This window comes from Amycolatopsis sp. NBC_00348 (genome assembly GCF_036114655.1).
GTDB lineage: Bacteria > Actinomycetota > Actinomycetes > Mycobacteriales > Pseudonocardiaceae > Amycolatopsis.
The window spans coordinates 7,789,301-7,810,282 of record NZ_CP107994.1 but is presented as its reverse complement, the minus strand read 5'-3'; the positions used below and the strand labels follow the sequence as shown (position 1 = coordinate 7,810,282).

Genomic DNA, 20,982 nt, shown 5'->3' with positions numbered 1-20,982 from the left:
ACGCTCGCGGGGGCGAGGAGCGCAGTGCCTTTGTCCCCGCTGGTGCGTCGATCACCAGGGTAGGGAGCTGGGGGTATGGAAACCAACCAGTCGAGCTGGCGAATCAACGCGTCCTGCCGGGACGCCGATCCGGACGGCCTGTTCGTCCGGGGTGCGGAGCAGAACCGGGCGAAAGCCGTTTGCATGGGCTGCCCGGTCCGCACGGAATGCCTCGCCGAAGCACTCGACGGCCGGATCAACTTCGGTGTCTGGGGTGGCATGACCGAACGGGAACGGCGGGCGTTGCTGCGCCGCCGTCCCGACGTGCTGAACTGGGCCGAGCTGCTCGAGGCGGCCAAGAGGGACGCCCTGGAGCGGGTCGAAGTCGGCTGACCGCTCGTGAGTGTTCAGGGCGGTTGGAACCGCCCTGAACACTCACGAGGAGGCGAGCTTGGTGCCGATGTCGCGCAGGCCGTCGAGGTCGTGCACGTCACCGGCCAGCGCGGGCACCCGGGCCAGCGCCACCTCGGGGTGGGCCCGGGTGAACCGCGCGAGCAGCCGTTCCTCGCGGGCGGCGAGGTCGACGCGGTCGGCGTGCAGCCGCAGCACGGCTTCGGCCAGCGGCGCGTTCACGTCGCCCTCCTGCAGGGACTCGGCCGCGGCCAGCGCTTCGGAACCGGACAGCTTCGCGAGCACCGGGTGCGTCCGGTTCGCGATCAGCCCGCCCAGCGGCATCGACTCGGCCGAGAGCCGTTCGACGAAGTAGGACGCCTCGCGCAGCGCGTCCGGCTCCGGCGCGGCCACGACCAGGAACGACGTCCCGGACGAGCGCAGCAGCTCGGCCGTCTTGCGGGCGCGCTCGCGGAAGCCGCCGAACATGCTGTCGAAGGCCTGCATGAACGCCGACGCGTCGGTCAGCAGCTGGCCGCCGATGATCGTCGACACGGCCTTGGCGAACATCGAGAACCCGGCGTTGACGACCTTGCGCAGGCCCCAGCCGCCGGCCTTCGCCGGGCCGGTGAGCAGCCGGATCATCCGGCCGTCCAAAGCGGACGACAGGCGCGTCGGCGCGTCGAGGAAGTCCAGCGCGGAGCGGCTCGGCGGGGTGTCGACGATGATCAGGTCCCAGTCGCCGGTCGCCGCGAGCTGCCCCAGCTTCTCCATCGCCATGTACTCCTGCGTGCCGGAGAACGACGTGGAAATGGTCTGGTAGAAGGGGTTCTGCAGCAGCTGCTCGGCGCGTTCCGGGCCGGCGTGCACGCGCACCATGTCGTCGAACGTGCGGCGCATGTCGAGCATCATCGCCCACAGCTCGCCCTTGGGCTCGAACCCTTCGACCTGCACCTGCCTCGGGTGGTTGCCCAGCTCACGCAGGCCGAGCGCCTGCGCCAGGCGGCGCGCGGGGTCGATGGTGAGCACGACGGTCTGGCGGCCGCGCTCGGCCGCGCGCAGTGCCAGCGCCGCGGCGGTGGTCGTCTTGCCGACGCCGCCGGAACCGCAGCAGACGATCACGCGGCTCTTCTCGTCGTCGAGCAGCGCGTCGATGTCGATGGTGGTGGTCACAACCGCACCCCCTGGTCGGTCAGAGCCTCGGCCAGCTCGTAGAGCGCCCCGACGTCGACGCCGCCGGTGAGGTCCGGCAGCTCGAGCGTCGGCAGGTCGGCTTCGGCGAGCTGCTCGCGGGCCCGCTGCTCGGCGGCGACCCGCACCGCGTGCTCGACGGTCTCCTCGACCAGCGCGTCCAGCGTGGTGTCGGGCAGCTTCAGCCCGGCCGACGCGAGCCCGGTGCGGACGCGGGAGGCGTCGACGCGCCCGTCGGCCGCGGCCAGCACCGAGCGGGCCGGCAGCCGCGGCGGCCGGACCCGGTTGACCAGCACCGCGCCGGGGCGCAGGTCGGCGCCGTCCAGCTCGGCGACGGCCTCGACGGTCTCGCGGACCGGCATCTCCTCGAGCAGCGTGGCGATGTGGATCACGGTCTCGCCGGAGTGCAGCAGCCGGACGACGCCGTCGGCCTGGCCGCGGATCGGGCCGGTCTTGGCGAGGTCGGTCAGGGCCTTGGTGACGTCGAGGAACTTGACGACCCGGCCGGTCGGCGGCGAGTCGACGACGACGGCGTCGTAGGTGTGCCGCCCGTCGGACTCGGTGCGCCCGACGCACTCCTTGATCTTCCCGGTGAGCAGGACGTCGCGCAGGCCGGGCGCGAGGGTGGTCGCGAACTCGATCGCGCCCATCCGCCGCAGCGTCCGGCCGGCGAAGCCGAGGTTGTAGAACATCTCGAAGTACTCGAGCAGCGCGGCTTCGACGTCGATGTGCAGCGCGCGCAGCTCCCCGCCGCCGGGGACGGAGGCGATCCGCTGCTCGGCGTAGGGCAGCGGCTCGGTGTCGAAGAGCTGCGCGATGCCCTGCCGGCCCTCGACCTCGATCAGCAGCACCCGGCGGCCCTCACGGGCGAGCGCGAGGCCGAGCGCGGCGGCGAGCGTCGTCTTGCCGGTCCCGCCCTTGCCGGTGACGAAGTGCAGCCGGGCGCGGGCAAGCTCGTCGGTCCAGCCGGCATGGGAAGTGGTCACTTCTTCACCCTAAACCGGTGCTCAGCTGGCCAGCAGCATGACGCTGACCGCAGCCGCCACGGCGGCGACCAGCAACCAGGTCGCCAGGCCGGGCAGCACGGTGAGCATCAGCACACCGAGCACGACCAGCAGGGTGAGGGTGACCACTCCGCCGAGGAGCACCTGCCCCGAACTCTGCGTCCGATCGCGCACCTTCGCCATCACGACCAGCACGAGCGGCAGCCCGGCCGCGGCCAGCAGTGCCGTCGCGATCACCCGCCACGTTTCCACGCGCCCACGCTAGCGGGCCCCGGCCGGATGTGAGGTGCCCCACAACGAGTGATCGTTCACTCGGACGGGGTCACCCGGACCTCGGCGCTTTTCCGGCGGCGGACCCCGGCGCCCTTGCCCGCTTGGCTACGCTCCCGAGCTATGAGCGCCACCAAGTGGGAGTACTCGACGGTCCCCCTGCTGATCCACGCGACGAAGCAGATCCTCGACCAGTGGGGCGAGGACGGCTGGGAGCTGGTCACCGTCCTGCCGAACCCGACGGGCGAGCAGCACGTCGCGTACCTCAAGCGTCCGAAGGGCTGAGCCGCAGTGAGCTGGAGCGAACGGCTGAAGGAACTCGGCGTCGAGCTGCCCGGCGTGGCCGCCCCGCTGGCCGCCTACGTGCCCGCCGTCAAGAGCGGCTCGTACGTCTACACGTCCGGCCAGCTGCCCTTCGTCGACGGCGTGCTCGCCGCGACCGGCAAGGTCGGCGCGGAGATCAGCCCCGAGGAGGCCAAGGGCCACGCCCGCACCTCGGCGCTCAACGCGCTCGCGGCGGTGCACGCTCTGGTCGGCATTGACAACGTCACGCGGATCGTCAAGGTTGTCGGCTTCGTGGCTTCCGCGGAGGGCTTCACCGGCCAGCCCGCGGTCGTCAACGGCGCGTCCGAGCTTCTCGGCGAGGTCTTCGGCGACGCGGGTGTCCACGCCCGCTCGGCCGTCGGCGTCGCGGAGCTGCCGATCGGCTCGCCGGTGGAGGTCGAACTGATCGTGGAGGTGCAGTGATGGACCCGGACATCGAGCAGTCCACCCACGAGCTGCTGCTCCGGCTGGCCGGGCGGCTGCCCGACCAGCTGCTGTGGCGCTTCCGGGACTGGCTCGGCGAGGGCGCTATGGGCACTCTCGCCCGGACCCTGCCGAGGTCTTTGCTTAAGCACAGGATTGACCTCGACCAGACGGAGTACCGCCTGCTCGTGGCCGGGCTCATCCCGCACGGCGCCGACTGGCACCAGGTGAGTTCGACCCTGGGGGTAGACGACGTCACCGAGAACAGGTACACATTCACGTCGAGTGCGCCCGAATGGGTTAACTCGGTCGACTCCGTGTCCGTGTTGATCCACGCAACGTTGCGGGGACGTCCGGACGTGGGGGAAGTGCGGCAGAGCTGGCGGCACGTCGGTGTCGTCGGGCAAGGAACGGCCAAACGCGTCCTGCTGATCACCGCGCTGTCGGGGCTGCCGAGGTTGACCGGCGAACTGCAGCGGGTGCTGCGGGTCCTGGGCGACGAAGAGCCCAGCGTCGAGGTCATCCCGCCGCGCTTCGACCTGCCGGGCTACCACCGGGCCGCGCTGGCTGATTCCGAGCTGGTCTGCGTGGGCGCGGTGGCGGGCAACCGGCTCGTAGCCGCTTAACGCTCGCACCGCCAGCGAGCCGGGAGGGAGCAAGGCAATGGTGGAGGTCCACGACGGCCCGCCCATGGACGGGTTCTCGGTGCCCCTGCGCCTGCACAACCTGTTGCTGGCCTTGGCGGGCCGGATCGACGACAGCGCGCTCACCGAAGCGCGGGAGCTGATCGCCCGCGCGCACATCGACGAGGCCGTCGAGCTGACCACCGGCACGCTCATCGCGGGCCGGATCCCGGTCAGCTCCGCCGAACAGCGCGAGCTGGCGCTGGTCCTCGAGATGAGCCGGTCGGACGCGACGCTGGCGAACGACCTGCTGGTCGACGAGGCCGAGCCGGTCAACACGCACCGGTTCACCGGCGAGAACTCCCCGGAGTTCGGCATCGCCGAGGCGCTCGACCGGACGCTGCAGGTGCTGCCGGACGTCCGGTCGGTGCACGCGGTGTGGCGCAACACCCCGGCCGGGAGCGTGCCGGGCGCGCTGCCGCAGCGCGTGGTGCTCGTCGAGCTGGGGCCGGAGGGCAACCCGCCCGCCGTCGCCTTCCGCGTCGACACGGCGCTGCGCCGGGCCGGCATCCACTCGGTCGTCGAGGTGAGCGGCCCGGGCGTCGCGCACTCCGAGTACCACCAGGCCGCTTCGGCGGCCGCGTCGCCGGCCTGGGTGACCGGGAGCGCGACGTCGAACACGTCCTCCTACCGGCCCGAGCCGGTCGCGAAGCCGCCGGCCCCCGCCATCTCGGCGGAGCCGGTCGCGGAGTCGGGCAGCCGGCACAGCATGCGGGCGAACGCCCCGACGACCACGGCGCCGGAGCCGGTCGCCCCGGTGGTGCCGATCGTGTCGCCGCCGCCCCCGGTCCCCGAGCCGCCCCGCAAGGTGCGGTCGGAACGGGCCGAGACGCGGGCGGAGCGCACGGCCGACCTGACGCCGGCGGAGGTCGCGCAGCTGCGGCAGGCTCTGGCCGAGGACCCGGAGAAGGGGCGCGAGATCGCCGCGGGCAAGCCGTCGATGCACGAGGTCGTCGAACTGCCCGCGCTGGACCTGGACGACCCGAGCCTGAGCGAGCGCGACCGGGCGTTGCTGCGTGAGCTGCACGCAGAGCTGGCCGAGCGCGAGCGGGCCGAGGCGGCGAAGATGCGGCTCAACGGCGCGTCCCGCTCCGGTGGCGACCAGCGCGGCTGGACCGCCCCGTAGGTTTTGCGGCACAAGGCGGCACTTTCACGTGAAAGTGCCGCCTTCGCTGTGTCCGGGACACCACAACTGCGCGACGGAACGTCGGGTGTCGGAGGTATGTTTCCCGGGTGGAGCAGCCCAAGGAGTTCGTCTTCGACATCCCCGTCGGCGCCGGGATCGCCACCCGCGCCAACGCCGATGGACCACCGGCCGTCCCCAAGGACGCGGCCACGGTGATCCTCGTCCGCGACGGGGCCGAGGGCGTCGAGATCTTCCTGCAGCACCGGGTCAAGGGCATGCCCTTCGCCGGCGGCATGACGGTCTTCCCCGGCGGTGGCGTCGACAAGCGCGACGCCGACGCGTCCGTGGCGTGGGCCGGCCCGGCGCCGTCCTGGTGGGCGGCCCGGTTCGGCTGTGACGACGCGCTCGCCCGCGCGTTGACCTGCGCGGCGGTGCGCGAGACGTTCGAGGAGTCCGGCGTGCTGCTCGCGGGCAGCGCCGAGGAGGTCCTCACCGACGTGACGCCGTACGCGCCGGCCCGCCACGCCCTGGAGACCCGCGAGGTGTCGCTGGCCGGGTTCCTCGCCGACGCCGGGCTGACGCTGCGCGCGGACCTGCTGCGCCCGTGGGCGCACTGGATCACCCCCGAGCAGGAGCCGCGCCGGTACGACACCCGCTTCTACGTCGCGAAGCTGCCCGACGGCCAGCAGGCGGACGGCGCGACGTCCGAGGCGTCGAGCTCCGGCTGGCAGCGCCCGGAGGACGCGATCGCCGACGCCCGCGAGGGCCGCCGGATGCTGATGCCGCCGACCTGGCTGACGCTGAGCGAGCTGGCCGAGTTCGCGACGGCCGACGACGTGCTGAACGCGCAGCGCGAGATCGTCCGGATCGCGCCGACGCTGGTCCGCGAGAACGACCAGGTCCGCGTCGTGCTGGAGCGGCGATGAGCGCCCCGGCCTACGGCGTCCTGCGGCGGGTGTCGGAGACGGCGTCGGTGCTGCTGGAGAACAACCCGTCGTCGATGACGCTCGAGGGCACGAACAGCTGGGTGCTGCGGGCGACGCCGGACACCCCGGCCGTCGTCGTCGACCCGGGCTACCGCGACCTCGAGCACCTGGAGCTGCTGGCCGGCGTCGGCGACGTCGAGCTGATCGTGCTGACGCACTTCCACCCGGACCACGCCGAGGGCGCGCCGTGGTTCGCCGAGCGCGTCGGGGCGCCGGTGCGGGCGTTCGACCCGGCGCTGTGCCTGGATGCTCAGTCCTTTGTGGACGGCGACGTGCTTTCGGCCGGTGGCTTGGAGATCCGCGTCCTGCATACCCCCGGGCACACCCCCGACTCGGTGTCGCTGGTGCTCGAGGGGCAGGTGCTGACCGGCGACACCGTGCTCGGCCGCGGCACCACCGTGCTGCACGACCTCGGTGACTACCTGCGGTCGCTGCGCAAGCTGATCGAGCTGCCGGCGGGCACGCGCGGGCTGCCGGGTCACGGTCCGGAGCTGTCCGATCTGCCCGCGACCGCGCGCGAGTACCTTGCCCATCGGGAACAGCGGCTCGACCAGGTGCGTTCCGCTTTGCAGGTGCTCGGGGCGGACGCCACACCGCGCCAGGTGGTCGAAGTCGTCTACGCCGACGTCGACCGGGCACTGTGGGCGCCCGCCGAATGGAGCGTGCAGGCGCAGCTGGACTACTTGCGGTCGGAAGGACAGGGATGAGCAACGTCGAGGTGGAGTTCTACTGGCGGCCCGGGTGCGGGTTCTGTGCCGCGCTCGACCGGCCGATCTCCAAGAGCGGCTTCAACGTCCGGAAGATCAACATCTGGGAGGACCCGGACGGCGCGGCGCGCGTGCGCGAGGTGGCGAACGGGAACGAAACCGTCCCGACGGTGATCGTCGGCTCGGTCGCGATGGTCAACCCGTCGTTCGCCGAGGTCGAGGCCGCCGTCAAGGCCGCTCAGGCGGCCTGAGCGCGGCCCACTCGAGGCTGGGCCGCTTTCCGTGCAGGAAGGCGGCCCAGACCTCGCGCAGCCCGGCCTCCTCTTCGAGGCCCTTCGGCGCGCCTTCGAGCATCGGCGCGGCCCAGACGTCGTGGGTGCCGAACAGGAACGGCAGATCGACGCAGTGGCACGCGCCGAACCGGTTGCCGGGCGCCTGCCAGTCGAAGCGGAAGGTGACGGCGTCGAGCTTCCCGGCGAGCCGCGGGATGTCACCGGCGAAGAACGTGCTGGTCGCTTTGTCGACGACGTCTTGGGGCGCGTCGGGGACGAACGCGCGCAGCTCGTCGCGCGTCCAGCTGATGAGCGCTTCGCCGCGCGGCGCCGCCTCGATGAGGTCTTCCGCGACGAGATCGCCGTCGGCGACGAGCTGGAACGGCGGTTCGAGCGAACCGGGCTTCGTGGTCTTCGCGGCGACCTTGAGCTGCGCCGCGAGCAGCTTGTCCAGTGTGGTCGTACGGACGTCCACTTCTTGTTGTAGCAGCAAGGCATTCTGATTCGCATCGTCCCAAGTGGATGGTCGCATACCGAGCGGTGCGCTCTGCAGGGCGATCCGCTTGACGAGGTTCCTCGCCCGCGGTGACGACCACAGTGCGAGCGTCGACTGGGCGCCGGCCGACTGACCGCCGAGGGTGACCTCGGCCGGGTTTCCGCCGAACGCGGCGATGTTGTCGCGGACCCATTCGAGGGCGGCGAGCTGGTCGGCGATCCCGAGGTTGGGCGGAACGCCGTCCACGGCCAGGAAACCGAGGGCGCCGAGCCGGTAGTTGAGCGTCACGACGACGGCGTCCGCCTCACGGGCCAGGCGCGTGCCGGTGTACCAGACCTGAGCGCCCGAGCCGCTGGAGAACCCGCCGCCGTGGATCCACACGAGCACCGGGCGGCGGCCGCTGGTCGACGGCGTGAAGACGTTGAGCGACAAGCAGTCTTCGCTCTGGGGGAGCGGCATCGGCCCGAGGGCGTGTTCGAGCCGCGACGGCGGCTGCGGCGCCGCGGGCCCGGGTTCGAGGGCGTCGCGGACGCCGGTCCACGGCTTCGGCGGCGTCGGAGGTTCGAAGCGTTTCGCTTCCGCGTAAGGGATCCCGCGGAACGTGCCGTTCAGTCCGCGGACCTGCCCGCTGGTGGTGTCGACGATCATCAGGCCTCCTCTTCGAAGTACACGGCGGCGCCGTACGCGTCCTCGGCGCGGACGAAGAACCCGCGGTCGCGAGTGGTGGTCGGGACGTGCCGCTCGACCAGTCTCCGCGCCTTCTCCAGATCGTCCACCGCGACGCCGTGCGCCGCGAAGTAAGGCAGCCGCGGCGCGGTCTCACCGGGCAGGACGGCGTCGAGGTCGCTCGCGCCGACGATGTCGACAACGTGCTCGCCGCCGGTGATCACGTCGTAGCGCTTGCGGTAGGTCTCGACTTCGTCGTCGGCCACGACCAGCAGGATCCCGGCGACCCGGCGGGCGCCGTTCGGGTGATCGAGGTAGCGCGGCTGGTGGACGTACTCCGGGGTGAGGTGCTCGGCGGTGTGCAGGATGCCTTCGGGCGTCTTGTCGCGGCTGATGTGGACGCTGCGGAAGCGCGCGGTGCGCGTGCCTTCCGGCAGGTCGACGTCGCGCTGCAGCGAGAGCACCCCGGACGTCGAGAGGCCGGCTTCGCGCAGCCGGCGTTCGGCGGCTTCGGAGTCGTCGCAGCCGAAGGAGACACCGTGCAGGCCGTCGCCGCGTTCGTCGAGGATGGGCAGCACGCGCCACGGGTCGCCGGCGGCCGCGTCGACGACGCCGATCAGTTCGAGGAAGGAGCCGCCGAAGTAGGCGCAGCGGTTCGCCGTGCAGCTCGGCAGCAGTTCGCCGCCTTCGCTGCGGGACGCGAAGTGCCGCGACGGCGGGCTGAGCGTGAAGCCGAGTTCTTCGTAGCGCTGCCAGGTTTTCTCGTAGTTCCGGGTGAGGAAGACGGTGTGGTCGATGTTCATGACCCCAGCGTGGGTTCCCTCGGGCAGCTCTTCCATCCGTGGCGGGATTGTGCGCGAAATCCGACGTTATCTAGGCTGATTTGATGAATTCCGACCTGCTGGACGACCTGGACCGCCGGCTCGCGCACGCGCTCCAGCTGGACGGGCGCGCGTCGTTCAGCACGATCGCCGAGGTGCTCGGCGTCTCGGACCAGACGATCGCGCGCCGCTACCGCAAGCTGCGCTCGTCCGGAGTGCTGCGCGTGGTCGGCGTCCCGGAGGCGGCGCCGCTGGGCCAGGTCCACTGGCTGGTGCGCTTGAGGTGCGTCCCGGACGCGGCGGCCCCGATCGCGACCGCCCTGGCCCGGCGCGCGGACACGCAGTGGGTGAGCCTGATGTCCGGTGGGACGGAGATCGTGTGCTTCATCCGCGCCCCACAACGCGAGGAAGCGGACGGCCTGCTCCTGGGCCAGCTCCCGCGCACGCCGCGAGTGGTCTCGATGACGGCGTACCGCCTGCTACGCCGTTTCGCGGGCGGCCCGGCAGGCTGGCCGGGCCGATCGAGCGCACTGCCGGAGTCATCGGTGGTGTCGCTACGCCGTCCTCCTGCCGAGGTCGCCTATCGCCCGGAACCGGAGGACCCGGCCCTGCTGGCAGCCTTGGCCCACGACGGCCGCGCCGACATGTCGACACTCTCCGCGGCCGCGGGCCGCTCGGAGTCGACAACCCGCCGCCGCCTGGAGCACCTGCGAGACGCGGGAGCGCTGTACTTCGACGTCGAGATAGACGCAGCCCGCCTCGGCTACCCGCTGACGGCGACCCTTTGGCTCACGGTGGCCCCCTCGGCCTTGTCATCGACGGGCCGCGCACTGGCACAGCATCCCCAGGTCGCCTTCGCGGCGGCCACGACGGGCCCGTCGAACCTGGTGGCGAACGTAGGCTGCCGCGACGACGCGGCCCTGTACGAGTACCTGGCCGACGACCTGGGCGGCCTGTCCGGAGTCCAGCAGGTGGAGACGGCCCCGATGATCCGCACCCTGAAACGCTTCGGCACGCTGGATCCGGTGTAGTAACGGAGGCGATTCGCGAACACTGGGTGTCCATCGCAGACCAGCAATGGCCGCCGAAGCAGATCTTCGAACGTGCTTCCGGCATCGCTCGTACCGAGTTCATCTCGCACTTCGCCATTCGGCAGTTGCGTCGCCTCGGCTTCCCGACGAGCCCGTTGCCCCAGGAGGCCGGTGTCCGGGCGACTCCCCGTCCCCGCGAGCCGAAGATCACCGCGCCGCCACCGGCGATCGACGTCGCCTCGGCGGTCACTTCCTTCATCGAGCTGCTGCGATTCTTCGGCGACGAAGATCTGTCCAGTCGCGTCCTGCGACTGGAGGACCGGCTGGAAGGTGCTGACCGCGAGACGGTCGACGACCGGGTGGCGGCCGAGGGGATGACCGACGGTCTGCTGCAGGCCGCGCTGCTGGTGCGGCAGCACGCCGGCCGGATCAACGACCTCATCCACGCGACGATGATCGTCCGGGCGCTGCCGAAGGTCCTCGAGCCGGGCGAGCGCATCGTCCGGCGCCCGTCGCTGGCCGCCGGGAACGATCCGAGCCGGAAGTTCGATCTCGAGACGAACCTTCGGGTAGCGGAGTTCAAGGCCGGGCAATGGAAGGGCCGCGACGCCATGCGCAAACGTGGGCTCGTGGCCGACCTGGTCGGCTTGGTGCTCGGCCGCGGCGATCGTCGTGCCGAGCTTTACGTGCTCGGGCGCCTGCCCATCGAGTTCCTGCGCAACAGCAACTCGACCATGGAGTGGGCACTCGGCCGCTCGTCGCCCCACCTCCGGCGGGCTTATGACGACCGCTTCGGGACCGCGTCGTTCACCGTGCGCCAGTTCACCGAAGGGCCGGCGGCGGACGTGGCCTTGATCGACTTGGCCGAAGTGCTCAAGGCCGGCTGATCAGCGGGGCAGCATCGGCATCAGGTAGTACGTCAGCTCCACCTCCCCGGCGTCCACAGCCCGAAGGATGCACGCCCTCATACCCGGCTGGATCGACAGCTCCACCCGCTCCCCGGCGAACGCGCTCAGCGCGTCCAGCAGGTACCGGGCCTGGAACGACGGCGACGTCCGGCCACCACTGACGTCCGCCTTCAGGGTCTCCTCCGCCTCGCCGGCGTCCAGGCGTGCGCTCGCCAGGCGGACCTGTGCGTCGCCGACCTCCAGGGTCAGCACCCGGCGGTCCTCCGCGTACACCCCGACCCGGCGGACCGCCGCCGCGAGGGCGTCCGACTCCAGTGTCACCCTGGTGTCGACCGCGCCCGAGGGGATTGCTTCCTCCGACAGGAAACCCGCGTCCAGGACCGCTGTGCCCACCAAACCGCCCGCCCAGCTCAAGCCGAACCGGCCCGGTCCCGTGTGGAGTCCGACCACTCCCCGCGCCTGCCGCGCCGCCTCCGTCAGCAGGGCCGCGGGTACCAGGACGTCGAGGGACCCAGGCGTCCGCAGCGGCAGCCGGGCCACCGCCATCCGGTAGCGGTCCGACGCCGTCAGCGTCAGCCGGCCGTCGGCGGCCTGGACGCGGACGCCGGTGAACAACGGCAGCGGGTCGTCCTTGGCCGCTGTGCCGGCGACGATCCGCAACGCCGACGCGAACGCCGGTCCGTCCACTTCGGACACTTGGGGTGCGGCAAAAGCCGGGGACGCGGCAGCAGAAGCTAGCAACGGCAACGCGAACCGGGCCTGGTCCAGGCGCAACGCCAGCCTGCTGCCTTCGACGACCAGGCGCACCGGCGCCGCGCCCAGCATCTTCAGCGTCTCGGCCAGCGGGGCCGCGGGCACGGCCACCTCGCCGTCGGTGTGGGTGGTCGCCGGGCAGTCGAACCGGACGGCGAGATCCGGGTCGCTGCCCGCGACCGTCAGCCCGGACGCGTCCGCCCGCAGCCTCAGCGCGGCGCGCGCGGGCAGCAGGCGGGACGCGGCGGAGACGGCCGCCGAGAGGCGGTGAGCAGGCGCGGTGACGTCCATCCCCGCAAGCTAGCGGCGACCACCGACAAAAACGACGCCGCCGCGGAGGGCGTCGAACAGCCGCTCCAGCCGGACGCGGTGGTCGTCCACCACGGCGTCCGGCGATTCTCCCGCCACGAGCCGGGAAGCGGTCTCCGTCAGCACCGCGGCGTACCCGGCGATGAAGAAGGCGGCGAGCAACGTCCCGTCGGCGCCGAGTTCCTCGACCAGGACGCCCTGGAGCTCGGCGGCGATCTCCCGGGCGCGCGCGATCAGCGCGGGCGAACCCGCGACGGTCCGGAAGAACGGGATCGAGTGGTCATTGACGCCGGACAGCGGGTGACGGTCGTCGAAGAGCCGGAACGCCGCGTCGCGCAGGGACGTCAGCACGTCGACGTCCGGGGCGCGGTCGCGCACCGCCGCGCGCAGGACCTCGACGGCGTCGTCCGCGCGGTCCAGGAAGAGGTCCTCCTTGCGCGGGAAGTGGTTGAAGACCGTCACGCTCGAGACACCGGCCTCCTTCGCGACCTCGGCGACCGTGACCTTGTCGTACCCGCGCTCGAGGAACAGCCGAGCCGCGACCTCCGCGATCTTCGCGCGCGTCTGCGGCCCGCCGCGTTCACTCGTCCTGGGCATCCGGACCTCACTCTCTTGTGTAACTAAACTTAGTTGCTTAACCTAGTGGCATGCACACCGAACTGACAGCCCGCTCGCCACGATCGTTGCGGGAGGCCTGGGTGGCCCTGGCGGGGCTGTCCGCGGTCTTCCTCTTCGAGATGCTGGACAACTCGATCCTGAACGTCGCGCTGCCGACGATCGGCCGCGAACTGCACGCGTCGACGACGTCCCTGCAGTGGGTGACCGGCGCGTACTCGGTCGTCTTCGGCGGGCTGATGCTGGCGTTCGGCGCGCTCGCCGACCGGTTCGGCCGGCGGCGGATCATGCTCACCGGGCTGGTCCTGCTCGGCCTCGCGAGCCTGGCGACGGCGTTCGTCGGCAACGCCGAACAGCTGATCGCCGTCCGGGTGCTGATGGGGATCGCGGCCGCGATGACGACGCCGGGCTCGATGGCGCTGGCCTTCCGGCTGTTCGAGGCGGACGACCTGCGCGTCCGGGCGACCACGCTCATCTCGACCGTGGGCCTGGTCGGCCTCGCGATCGGCCCGACCGCGGGTGGTCTCGTGCTCGCGATCGCGCCGTGGCAGGTCCTGCTCCTGGTGAACGTGCCGATCGCCGCGCTCGCGATCATCGGCGTGCGGGCCGGCATCGCCGCGGACGACCCCGCTGACCTCCACCGCGACCCATTGGACGTCCTCGGAGCGGTGCTGGGCACGGCGACGATCGTACTCGCGCTCGTCGCGCCCACCCTGTTCGTGAACGAAGGCACCGGATCGTGGGCGCCGTGGACGGTCACCGCCGCGGCCGTCGCGGGGGCGATCTCGTTCGTCCGCCGCGAGCGCTCGACCCGGTACCCGCTGCTCGACCTGAAGCTCGTCGCCCGCCCGCTGGTGTCCAGCGGCCTCGCGTTCAAGTCCGCGGCCGGGCTGGCGACCGCCGGCCTCGGGTACCTGGTGACGCTGCAGTTGCAGCTCGACTGGGGGTGGCCGCCCGTGCTCGCGGCCCTCGGGCTGCTGCCGCAGGTGGTCGTGCTCGTCGCGGGCGGCGCGTTCGTCAGCCCGTTCGTGCGGAAGGTCGGCCTCGAGCGGGCCGCGTGGCTCAGCGCCGCCGCGGTCGTGCTCGGGCTCGCGTTCTACGCGCTGCTCGGCCGGCTCGGCTACGTCTGGGTCGCGCTGGCGCTGGCGCTCGTGGCCGCCGGGCTGCGCGTGGTCGGCGTCGTCGCGGGGGTCAACGTCCTCCGCGGCCTGCCCGAGAACCGCACGACGATCGGCGCGGCCCTCATCGACACCGCGTCGGAAGTCACCACGGGCGCCGGCATCGCCGCGGCGGGCACCATCTTGGCGGCGCTGTTCACCGGCAGCATCGCCACGTCGAACTGGAGCGCCCAGCAGACGTCACAGTTCGAGACGGCGGTCATGATCGCAGCCTTGGTGCTCACCGCGGCCGCCGCAGCGCTGGTCGGCTGGGGCTTCGTCAGGTCACGGCGCGCCACGTCCTAGCGAGCCACGCTCACCAGTGTGGTCGGCTCGACGGCCGCCGAGCGCACCGGGTGGACCGTGCCGCGCGGCAGTCAGGTGGCCCTGGCGAGCACCAGCTCGCGCCCACCGGTCGTGGTTGCCCGACGGGCGCCCGCCCCGCGAGCATCAGGTCCGCCGCAACCTAGCGGGGTCGGCTCGATCGCCGTCGGCCGGACGGGTGGACCCCGTGCCGCGCAGTCAGGCGGCCCTGGCGAGCATCAGCCCGCGCCCACCGGTCGTGCTCGTCCGATGGCCGCCGCCTCCGCGAGCATCAGACCCGCGCCACGTCCTAGCGGGCCACGCTCACCAGCTCGGTCGGCTCGACCGCCGCCGAGCGCACCGGGTGGACCGTGCCGCGCAGCAGCCAGACGACCCCGGCCAGCACCACGCCGGCGATGCTCGCCACCAGGAATGCCGTGCTCGGGCCTGCGTGCTCGACTACGTAACCGCTCACCGACTGGCCCATGGCCAGCCCCAGCGTCACTGCCGTCAGGACCCAGCCGAACGCCTCCGCGGCCGTGCCCTCGGGGGCGACCACCTCGATCGCCGCCGAGTGGGCCGTCGACTGCGGGGTGATCAGCGCCCCGGCGACCAGCATCGCCAGCGCCAGGCCCCACAGCGACGACGGCCACGCGAGCAGCGCCACCAGTGCGCCGAACCCGCCCAGCAGCACCGGCAGCCGCACGCCCAGCCGGCGCGGCCACGGTGACAGGCTGTACACGACGCCGAAGGCGACCGAGCTCAGCGACCACGCCGACAGCAGCAGGCCGCCGACCGACGCGTGCCCGGCTTCGGTGGCCGACGCCGGGACGGCGACCTCGACGAAGCCGATCACGATGCCGAAGCCGAGCGCGGCCACGGCGAGCGTCCGCATGCCGGGGCTCGACAGCGCGCCCAGCAGCGAGCCGCGCGAAGCGGCGGCCGGGCCCCACGCGCGGACGGCCGGGCTCAGCGCGAACAGCACCGCGCCGGTGAACTGCAGGGCGACGCCCAGCACCAGGCCGGTGCCCGCCCACGGCGCCATGACCAGCAGCCCGGCCACGCCCGGGCCGAGGATGAAGAAGACCTCCATGCTGATCGCCTCGTACGAGAACGCGGCGTTGCGCGCCCCGCCCGGCGGCAGGAGACGCGTCCACAGCGCGCGTGACGCCGACCCGACCATCGGCTCCGACAGCCCGGTGGCCGCGCCCAGCGCGACCAGCACGGCGGTCGGCGCGTGCGACTCGATCGCCGTGACGAGCGCGCTCATCAACAGCATCAGGAGGACCGCGACGGTGAGCAGCGGCCGCGTCGGCCCGAACCGGTCGATCAGCCGGCCCTGGATCACCGCGCCCACCGAGACACCGGCGAGTGAACCGGCCGAGACGAGCCCGGCGGCGGCGAAGGAACCGGTTTCGCGCTGGACGTAGAGCAGGGCCGAGATGCCGATCATGGCGATCGGCAGGCGGGCGAGCACGGACGCGACGGCGGGCCGCCGGGCCGCGCGGGTCGTCAGCGCGGTGCGGTAGTCGGCGAGGGACGTCCGGCTTTCGTGGTTCGAGGCAGACTGGGACACGCGTACCAGTATGCCGCAGAGTGGTACGTCGGTACCAGTTATTTGACGGTCAGGTGGGTCACCGGCAGACTGGTGGTGGATCTTGGTGCCGGAGCGCGAAGTCTCGATCAGGTAACACTCACGACATTCTGTGTGGTCTCCTGCAACGAAACGGCGCCGACCGCGTCCTTGAGAGTGAATGGCCTTGAATTAGTGGGTATGGGCCGTGATGGTTGAACAACAGCAACAGATAAACCCAGCTCCCTCCGGCATATGGGTCGGGGCCTGGCCCGGAGGGCGGGGAGCGCGGATCGTCGGGGGATGGTCCGCGCGACAAACGAAGAGCCGGTGCGCCACGTCGGGGGTGGCGCCCGGCTCTTTGTTTTGGGCAAGCACTGTGTTTTGGTGTCGAACACTACGAAGAAGGCCTCCTGATCCGCAGGTCAGGAGGCCTTCTTCATACGTGGAACAGGATCAACGGGCGCGGCGGGCCAGGCGCTCCGGGTCCAGGATCAGGACGCTCTTGCCTTCCAGCCGCAGCCAGCCACGGTGCGCGAAGTCGGCCAGGGCCTTGTTCACGGTCTCGCGGGACGCGCCGACGTACTGGGCGATCTCTTCCTGCGTCAGGTCGTGCGTGACCCGCAGCAGGCCCGCCTCCTGGCTGCCGAACCGCTGCGCGAGCTGCAGCAGCGCGCGCGCCACGCGGCCCGGGACGTCGGTGAAGATCAGTTCCGCGACCATGTTGTTCGTCCGGCGCAGGCGGCGCGCGACGACGCGCAGCAGCTGTTCCGCTATCTCCGGACGGGTCGAGATCCACTGCCGCAGCGCCGGGCGGTCCATCGTGACCGCGCGGACCTCGGTGACCGTGGTCGCGCTCGACGTCCGGGGGCCGGGGTCGAAGATCGACAGCTCGCCGAACATGTCGGACGGGCCGAAGATGCCCAGCAGGTTCTCGCGGCCGTCCGGGGACTTGCGGCCGATCTTCACCTTGCCGGACTGGATGATGTACAGCTTGTCGCCGGGTTCACCCTCGTTGAAGATGACATGGCCGCGGGGGAACTCCACGGATTCCAAGGTCTGGGCCAGCGCCTCCGCCGCTGCCGGCTCCACACCCTGGAAAATGCCCGCACGGGCCAGGGTTTCGTCCACCTCGGGTGCCTCCTCGTCGAGAAACGATCACGCTCGGCGTCGGTCGCAGAGCGTGACGCCAGTCACTTGCGCGTCAGTCTAGGGCGTACAGCCGAGATCGCCCGCCGGGCGCGCGGCCCGGCAAACGATCTCGTCCGAACGTGGAGCCTAACTCCGCACGCGACGCGCGCGTTGCCTGGCTGCCCGTCCGCCCAGCCTACGCAGCCGGAACAGCTCCAGCGCGCGGCCGATGCCGTGCCCGTAGAGCGCCCGGACCTCGTTGGGCTGCGCCTGCTCGAGGAACTCTTCGACCTCGTTCTCCTGCACCGCGACGTGCTTCAACCGGCTCTCCACCCGCTCCATGAACAGGGCGAAGAACATGATCACCAGGGGGACCAGGATGACGAACCAGACGGTCATGGCCGGACTCCTGAACACAGCCGGAAACACTCAGTGAAAAGCATCTACTCCAGATCCTCGCTCATGGCGGCCGGAAACTGCGCCGAGGTGGTGCTCTGGCGTGTCGGTCGTCCACCGGTGCTGTGCCCGGCCCGTCCGACGGCGCCCGTAGGCTATCGGGGTGCCACCTGCCACCACGAACGCCCCCCGTGAGGGCGCTGGTGAAAGCCGGTTAGCTCTGGTGAGACGCGCCAGGCGGATGAAGCGTTGCCTCGACGACGTGTATCCGGACGCCCACTGCGAGCTCGACTTCACCACACCACTGGAACTGCTGGTCGCGGTCGTGTTGTCCGCCCAGACCACCGACGTCCGGGTGAACCTCGTCACGCCCGCGCTGTTCAAGCGCTACCGGACCGCCGCCGACTACGCCGGCGCCGACCGTCCTGAACTGGAGGAATACCTGCGTTCGACCGGCTTCTACCGGGCCAAGGCGAACTCCGTGATGGGGCTCGGCGCGGCACTGGTCGAACGCTTCGGCGGCGAGGTGCCCGCCAAGCTCGCCGACCTCGTCACCCTGCCCGGCGTCGGCCGCAAGACCGCCAACGTCGTGCTCGGGAACGCCTTCGACGTGCCGGGGATCACCGTCGACACCCACTTCGGCCGGCTGGTCCGGCGCTGGGGCTGGACGGCGGAGGAGGACCCGGTCAAGGTCGAGCACGTGATCGGCGAGCTGATCCCCCGCAAGGAGTGGACGATGCTGTCCCACCGGGTGATCTTCCACGGCCGCCGCGTCTGCCACGCCAAGAAACCGGCCTGCGGCGCCTGCCCGCTGGCCCGGGACTGCCCGTCCTACGGCACCGGCCCGACCGGGTTCGAGGAAGCCGCGAAGCTGGTCAAGGGCGTCGAACGGGACCACATCCTGGCCCTGGCGGCGCCCCGGTGACGACCGTCACCAAATGGGCGCTGGCCGTCGCCGTGCTGGTGGTGGCGCTGATCGTCGCGCTGCTGCCGCGCGGGGGCGCGGACACCGCGGCGACGCCGTCGGCCGATCTCGCGCCCGCGCGGTCGGCGGCGGCGCTGCAGCCGTGCCCGCCGGCGAGCCCGGCCGCGCCCGTGAAGCAGCTCGACGGCGTCCGCGCCGACTGCCTCGGTGACGGCGCGAGCGTCGACGTCGGACGCGCGCTGGCCGGCGCTCCGGTGCTGGTCAACGTCTGGGCGTCGTGGTGCCAGCCGTGCAAGACGGAGCTGCCCGTGCTCCAGGACTACGCGAAGCAGCCGGGCGCGGTGCGCGTCCTCGGCGTCCAGGTCCAGAGCCCGGCGGAGGACGGCTTGAACCTGCTGGCCCGGCTGGGCGTGCACCTACCGTCGGTGTTCGACGGCGACGGGCAGAGCGGGCCGGTCCGGACCGCGCTCAAGGTGCCGGCGTCGTTGCCGGCGTCGTACCTGGTCACCGCCGCGGGTGCGGTGCGGTTCATCGCGAATCCCCGGACCTTCGGGAACACTGACGAGGTGCGTGTGGCTGTCGAGGGGGCATCGTGATCGGACCGCTGGTCGAGCCGGAGTCGGTTCCGGAGTGGCTCCGGCCGCTGGTCAAGGTCAGCGGTGAGGTCGACTCGAAGACGTTCACCCGGTTCAGCCCGCCCGACGGCGCCTACACCCGGTCCGCCGCGGTGCTCATCCTCTTCGGGGAGAGCGAAGCCGACGGCGAGCCGGACGTCCTGCTGCAGCGGCGCGCCGACACGCTCGGCTCGCACGCCGGCCAGGTCGCCTTCCCGGGCGGCGGCGCCGAGGACGGCGACGGCGGCCCGGTCGGGACGGCGCTGCGCGAGGCCGAGGAGGAGACCGGGGTCGTCCCGGCGGGCATCCGGCCGGTGGCGATCCTGCCGGAGCTTTTCGTCCCGGTGTCGGCGTTCGCCGTGACGCCGGTGCTGGCGTACTGGGCCGAGCCGTCGCCGGTGCACGCCGTCGACCCGGGCGAGACGGCGTCGGTGGCCCGCGTCCCGGTGGCCGAGCTCGTCGACCCGGCCAACCGGTTCACGGTCAAGAAGGCCGGCGCGCCGTGGAAGGGCCCGGCCTTCGAGGTCTCGGGCCTGTTCGTGTGGGGGTTCACCGCCGGGTTGCTGTCCGTGTTGCTCGGCCTGGGAGGCTGGGAGCGCGAATGGGACCCGGGCGACGTCCGGGACCTCGACGAGGCGCTGGCCGCGCACCAGGCGCGGATAGCGGCGTCTCACCAGGGCTCCGCCCCGGGCCGGGGGCTCCGCCACCCGGAGCCCCCGAAAGCAGTGGAGGAGTGACACCGTGAACTGGGTCGATGTGCTGGTCCTCCTGCTCGCCGTGCTGGCGGCGGTGTCCGGTGCATACCAGGGCGTGATCATCGCGCTGCCGTCCTTGGTCGGGGTCGTGCTCGGCGCGATCACCGGCATCAAGCTGGCGCCGGTGGTCGTCGCGTTCTTCGACGACCCGGTGTGGAAGGTCGCGTTCGCGGTGGCGACCGTGGTGTTCCTGGTCGCCTTCGGCGAGGCGCTCGGCGTGTACGTCGGCCGCCGGCTGCGGCAGAAGATCAACCCGGACAAGCTCTCCGGCATCGACAAGACCCTCGGCGCGGTCGTGCAGGCCGCGGTCGTGTTCGTGGTCGCGTGGCTGATCGCGACGCCACTGACGACCGTGTCCGGCCTGCCCGGGCTGGCCAAGGCGATCAACAACTCGGTCGTGCTCGGCAAGGTCAACGACACCATGCCGGCGGCCGCCCAGGGCTTCCCGAGCCAGCTGCGGAAGCTGCTCGACGCGTCCGGCTTCCCGTCCATAGTGGACCCGTTCGAGAAGGCGCCGACGGCGGACACGTCCCCGCCGGACCCGGCCCTGCAGAGCAGCGGGATCGTCCAGCAGCTGCACGGCAGCGTCGTCAAGATCCGCGGCACGGCCAGCTCCTGCTCGCGATCCCTCGAAGGCAGCGGGTTCGTCATCTCGCCGCAGCGGGTGATGACCAACGCGCACGTCGTGGCGGGCACCGACACCGTCGGCATCGAGACGACGCAGGGCGACTACCCGGCGCGGGTCGTCTACTTCGACCCCGAGGTCGACATCGCCGTGCTCGCCGTGCCCCGGCTGAGCGCCCCGCCGCTGCAGTTCGCGCCGGAGACGGCCCGCGCGAGTGACAGCGCGGTCGTGCTCGGCTACCCGCTCGACGGCCCGTACCGCGCGACGCCCGCCCGCGTGCGCGGCCGGATCAACCTGCGTGGCCCGGACATCTACGAGGCCAACACCGTGCAGCGCGACGTCTTCACGGTCCGCGCGGAGATCCGCAGCGGCAACTCCGGCGGCCCGATGGTGACGCCGGACGGCCGGGTCATCGGCGTCGTGTTCGGCGCGGCCGTGGAGGACCCGGAAACCGGCTTCACGCTGACGGCCGAGCAGGTCCGCGGCGAGGTCGACGCGGCGTCGACGCAGACGACGGAAGTCTCCACCGGCTCCTGCGCGGCCTGACAC

Annotated in this window: 25 protein-coding genes; 15 read left to right on the top strand and 10 right to left on the bottom strand. The window is 71.8% G+C overall.

What is annotated here, in order from left to right:
* Positions 1–75 precede the first annotated feature (75 nt).
* Positions 76–372, top strand: a complete 297-nt coding sequence (locus OHS58_RS34395; RefSeq protein ID WP_247058884.1) for a WhiB family transcriptional regulator — start codon at positions 76–78, stop codon at positions 370–372.
* Between the two features lie 42 nt (positions 373–414).
* Here the strand turns inward: OHS58_RS34395 and OHS58_RS34390 are convergent, their stop codons facing one another.
* From OHS58_RS34390 to OHS58_RS34380, 3 genes are read right to left on the bottom strand one after another with little or no spacing between them, the layout of a single operon-like run.
* Positions 415–1,542, bottom strand: coding sequence for an ArsA family ATPase (locus tag OHS58_RS34390; protein WP_247058883.1), 1,128 nt, complete (start codon positions 1,540–1,542; stop codon positions 415–417).
* The gene (locus tag OHS58_RS34385; protein WP_326945000.1) at positions 1,539–2,546 is read right to left on the bottom strand and encodes an ArsA-related P-loop ATPase; all 1,008 of its coding nucleotides are present in this window, start codon (positions 2,544–2,546) and stop codon (positions 1,539–1,541) included. The genes OHS58_RS34390 and OHS58_RS34385 overlap by 4 nt, the downstream gene beginning before the upstream one ends.
* Positions 2,547–2,567: 21 nt before the next feature.
* Positions 2,568–2,816 (bottom strand): hypothetical protein, encoded by a 249-nt coding sequence (locus tag OHS58_RS34380; RefSeq protein ID WP_328645251.1) that lies wholly within the window; start codon positions 2,814–2,816, stop codon positions 2,568–2,570.
* Between the two features lie 141 nt (positions 2,817–2,957).
* Between OHS58_RS34380 and OHS58_RS34375 the strand changes: the two genes are divergently transcribed.
* The 7 genes from OHS58_RS34375 (at position 2,958) to OHS58_RS34345 (ending at position 7,334) form a co-directional block, all read left to right on the top strand.
* A complete protein-coding gene (locus OHS58_RS34375; RefSeq protein ID WP_020642049.1) occupies positions 2,958–3,119 on the top strand; it encodes a DUF4177 domain-containing protein in 162 nt (53 codons plus the stop codon).
* Positions 3,120–3,125: 6 nt separating this feature from the next.
* Positions 3,126–3,581: a RidA family protein gene (locus tag OHS58_RS34370; protein ID WP_326956775.1), complete on the top strand. Its 456-nt coding sequence runs from the start codon at positions 3,126–3,128 to the stop codon at positions 3,579–3,581.
* A complete protein-coding gene (locus OHS58_RS34365; protein WP_247058879.1) occupies positions 3,581–4,207 on the top strand; it encodes a hypothetical protein in 627 nt (208 codons plus the stop codon). Before OHS58_RS34370 ends, OHS58_RS34365 begins: the two co-directional genes overlap by 1 nt.
* A 37-nt stretch (positions 4,208–4,244) precedes the next feature.
* Positions 4,245–5,390, top strand: coding sequence for a hypothetical protein (locus tag OHS58_RS34360; RefSeq protein ID WP_326944997.1), 1,146 nt, complete (start codon positions 4,245–4,247; stop codon positions 5,388–5,390).
* Between the two features lie 107 nt (positions 5,391–5,497).
* On the top strand, positions 5,498–6,316 hold the full coding sequence (locus OHS58_RS34355) for an NUDIX hydrolase (protein WP_328645250.1): 819 nt from the start codon (positions 5,498–5,500) through the stop codon (positions 6,314–6,316).
* Positions 6,313–7,083, top strand: coding sequence for an MBL fold metallo-hydrolase (locus OHS58_RS34350; protein WP_326956777.1), 771 nt, complete (start codon positions 6,313–6,315; stop codon positions 7,081–7,083). Before OHS58_RS34355 ends, OHS58_RS34350 begins: the two co-directional genes overlap by 4 nt.
* Complete coding sequence (locus OHS58_RS34345) at positions 7,080–7,334, top strand: glutaredoxin domain-containing protein (RefSeq protein ID WP_247058875.1); 255 nt, start codon at positions 7,080–7,082, stop codon at positions 7,332–7,334. Before OHS58_RS34350 ends, OHS58_RS34345 begins: the two co-directional genes overlap by 4 nt.
* On the opposite strand, the gene OHS58_RS34340 is transcribed toward OHS58_RS34345, so the two are convergent.
* On the bottom strand, positions 7,312–8,499 hold the full coding sequence (locus OHS58_RS34340; protein ID WP_328645249.1) for a carboxylesterase family protein: 1,188 nt from the start codon (positions 8,497–8,499) through the stop codon (positions 7,312–7,314). The genes OHS58_RS34345 and OHS58_RS34340 overlap by 23 nt on opposite strands.
* On the bottom strand, positions 8,499–9,320 hold the full coding sequence (locus tag OHS58_RS34335) for a VOC family protein (RefSeq protein ID WP_328645248.1): 822 nt from the start codon (positions 9,318–9,320) through the stop codon (positions 8,499–8,501). Before OHS58_RS34335 ends, OHS58_RS34340 begins: the two co-directional genes overlap by 1 nt.
* Before the next feature lie 83 nt (positions 9,321–9,403).
* On the opposite strand from OHS58_RS34335, the gene OHS58_RS34330 reads away from it, so the two are divergent.
* Both OHS58_RS34330 and OHS58_RS34325 read left to right on the top strand, forming a co-directional pair.
* Entirely contained in the window at positions 9,404–10,369 is a 966-nt protein-coding gene (locus OHS58_RS34330) for an Lrp/AsnC family transcriptional regulator (protein WP_328645247.1), read from the top strand.
* A gap of 26 nt (positions 10,370–10,395) precedes the next feature.
* Entirely contained in the window at positions 10,396–11,256 is an 861-nt protein-coding gene (locus OHS58_RS34325; RefSeq protein WP_328645246.1) for a hypothetical protein, read from the top strand.
* Here the strand turns inward: OHS58_RS34325 and OHS58_RS34320 are convergent, their stop codons facing one another.
* Both OHS58_RS34320 and OHS58_RS34315 read right to left on the bottom strand, forming a co-directional pair.
* Positions 11,257–12,321 (bottom strand): DNA polymerase III subunit beta, encoded by a 1,065-nt coding sequence (locus OHS58_RS34320; RefSeq protein WP_328645245.1) that lies wholly within the window; start codon positions 12,319–12,321, stop codon positions 11,257–11,259. It lies immediately after the preceding gene.
* A 9-nt stretch (positions 12,322–12,330) separates the two neighbouring features.
* The gene (locus tag OHS58_RS34315; protein ID WP_328645244.1) at positions 12,331–12,936 is read right to left on the bottom strand and encodes a TetR/AcrR family transcriptional regulator; all 606 of its coding nucleotides are present in this window, start codon (positions 12,934–12,936) and stop codon (positions 12,331–12,333) included.
* A gap of 50 nt (positions 12,937–12,986) precedes the next feature.
* Here OHS58_RS34315 and OHS58_RS34310 point away from each other — a divergent pair, with 50 nt between their 5' ends.
* A complete protein-coding gene (locus OHS58_RS34310) occupies positions 12,987–14,417 on the top strand; it encodes an MFS transporter (RefSeq protein ID WP_328645243.1) in 1,431 nt (476 codons plus the stop codon).
* A gap of 307 nt (positions 14,418–14,724) precedes the next feature.
* On the opposite strand, the gene OHS58_RS34305 is transcribed toward OHS58_RS34310, so the two are convergent.
* The 3 genes from OHS58_RS34305 to OHS58_RS34295 all read right to left on the bottom strand — a co-directional run bounded on the left by OHS58_RS34305 (position 14,725) and on the right by OHS58_RS34295 (position 17,517).
* Positions 14,725–15,990 (bottom strand): MFS transporter, encoded by a 1,266-nt coding sequence (locus OHS58_RS34305; protein WP_328645242.1) that lies wholly within the window; start codon positions 15,988–15,990, stop codon positions 14,725–14,727.
* Positions 15,991–16,443: 453 nt separating this feature from the next.
* The gene (locus tag OHS58_RS34300) at positions 16,444–17,118 is read right to left on the bottom strand and encodes a Crp/Fnr family transcriptional regulator (protein WP_003081747.1); all 675 of its coding nucleotides are present in this window, start codon (positions 17,116–17,118) and stop codon (positions 16,444–16,446) included.
* 147 nt (positions 17,119–17,265) lie between these two features.
* Positions 17,266–17,517: a hypothetical protein gene (locus OHS58_RS34295; protein WP_247058866.1), complete on the bottom strand. Its 252-nt coding sequence runs from the start codon at positions 17,515–17,517 to the stop codon at positions 17,266–17,268.
* Between the two features lie 238 nt (positions 17,518–17,755).
* Between OHS58_RS34295 and nth the strand changes: the two genes are divergently transcribed.
* Genes nth through OHS58_RS34275 form a run of 4 tightly spaced genes read left to right on the top strand, consistent with a single transcriptional unit; the run spans position 17,756 to position 20,979 of the window.
* Positions 17,756–18,439: an endonuclease III gene (nth, locus tag OHS58_RS34290; RefSeq protein WP_326951698.1), complete on the top strand. Its 684-nt coding sequence runs from the start codon at positions 17,756–17,758 to the stop codon at positions 18,437–18,439.
* Positions 18,436–19,035: a TlpA family protein disulfide reductase gene (locus OHS58_RS34285; protein ID WP_328645241.1), complete on the top strand. Its 600-nt coding sequence runs from the start codon at positions 18,436–18,438 to the stop codon at positions 19,033–19,035. The genes nth and OHS58_RS34285 overlap by 4 nt, the downstream gene beginning before the upstream one ends.
* A complete protein-coding gene (locus OHS58_RS34280; RefSeq protein WP_328645240.1) occupies positions 19,032–19,790 on the top strand; it encodes an NUDIX hydrolase in 759 nt (252 codons plus the stop codon). Before OHS58_RS34285 ends, OHS58_RS34280 begins: the two co-directional genes overlap by 4 nt.
* A gap of 4 nt (positions 19,791–19,794) precedes the next feature.
* Entirely contained in the window at positions 19,795–20,979 is a 1,185-nt protein-coding gene (locus tag OHS58_RS34275) for a MarP family serine protease (RefSeq protein WP_326944985.1), read from the top strand.
* Positions 20,980–20,982: the final 3 nt, after the last annotated feature.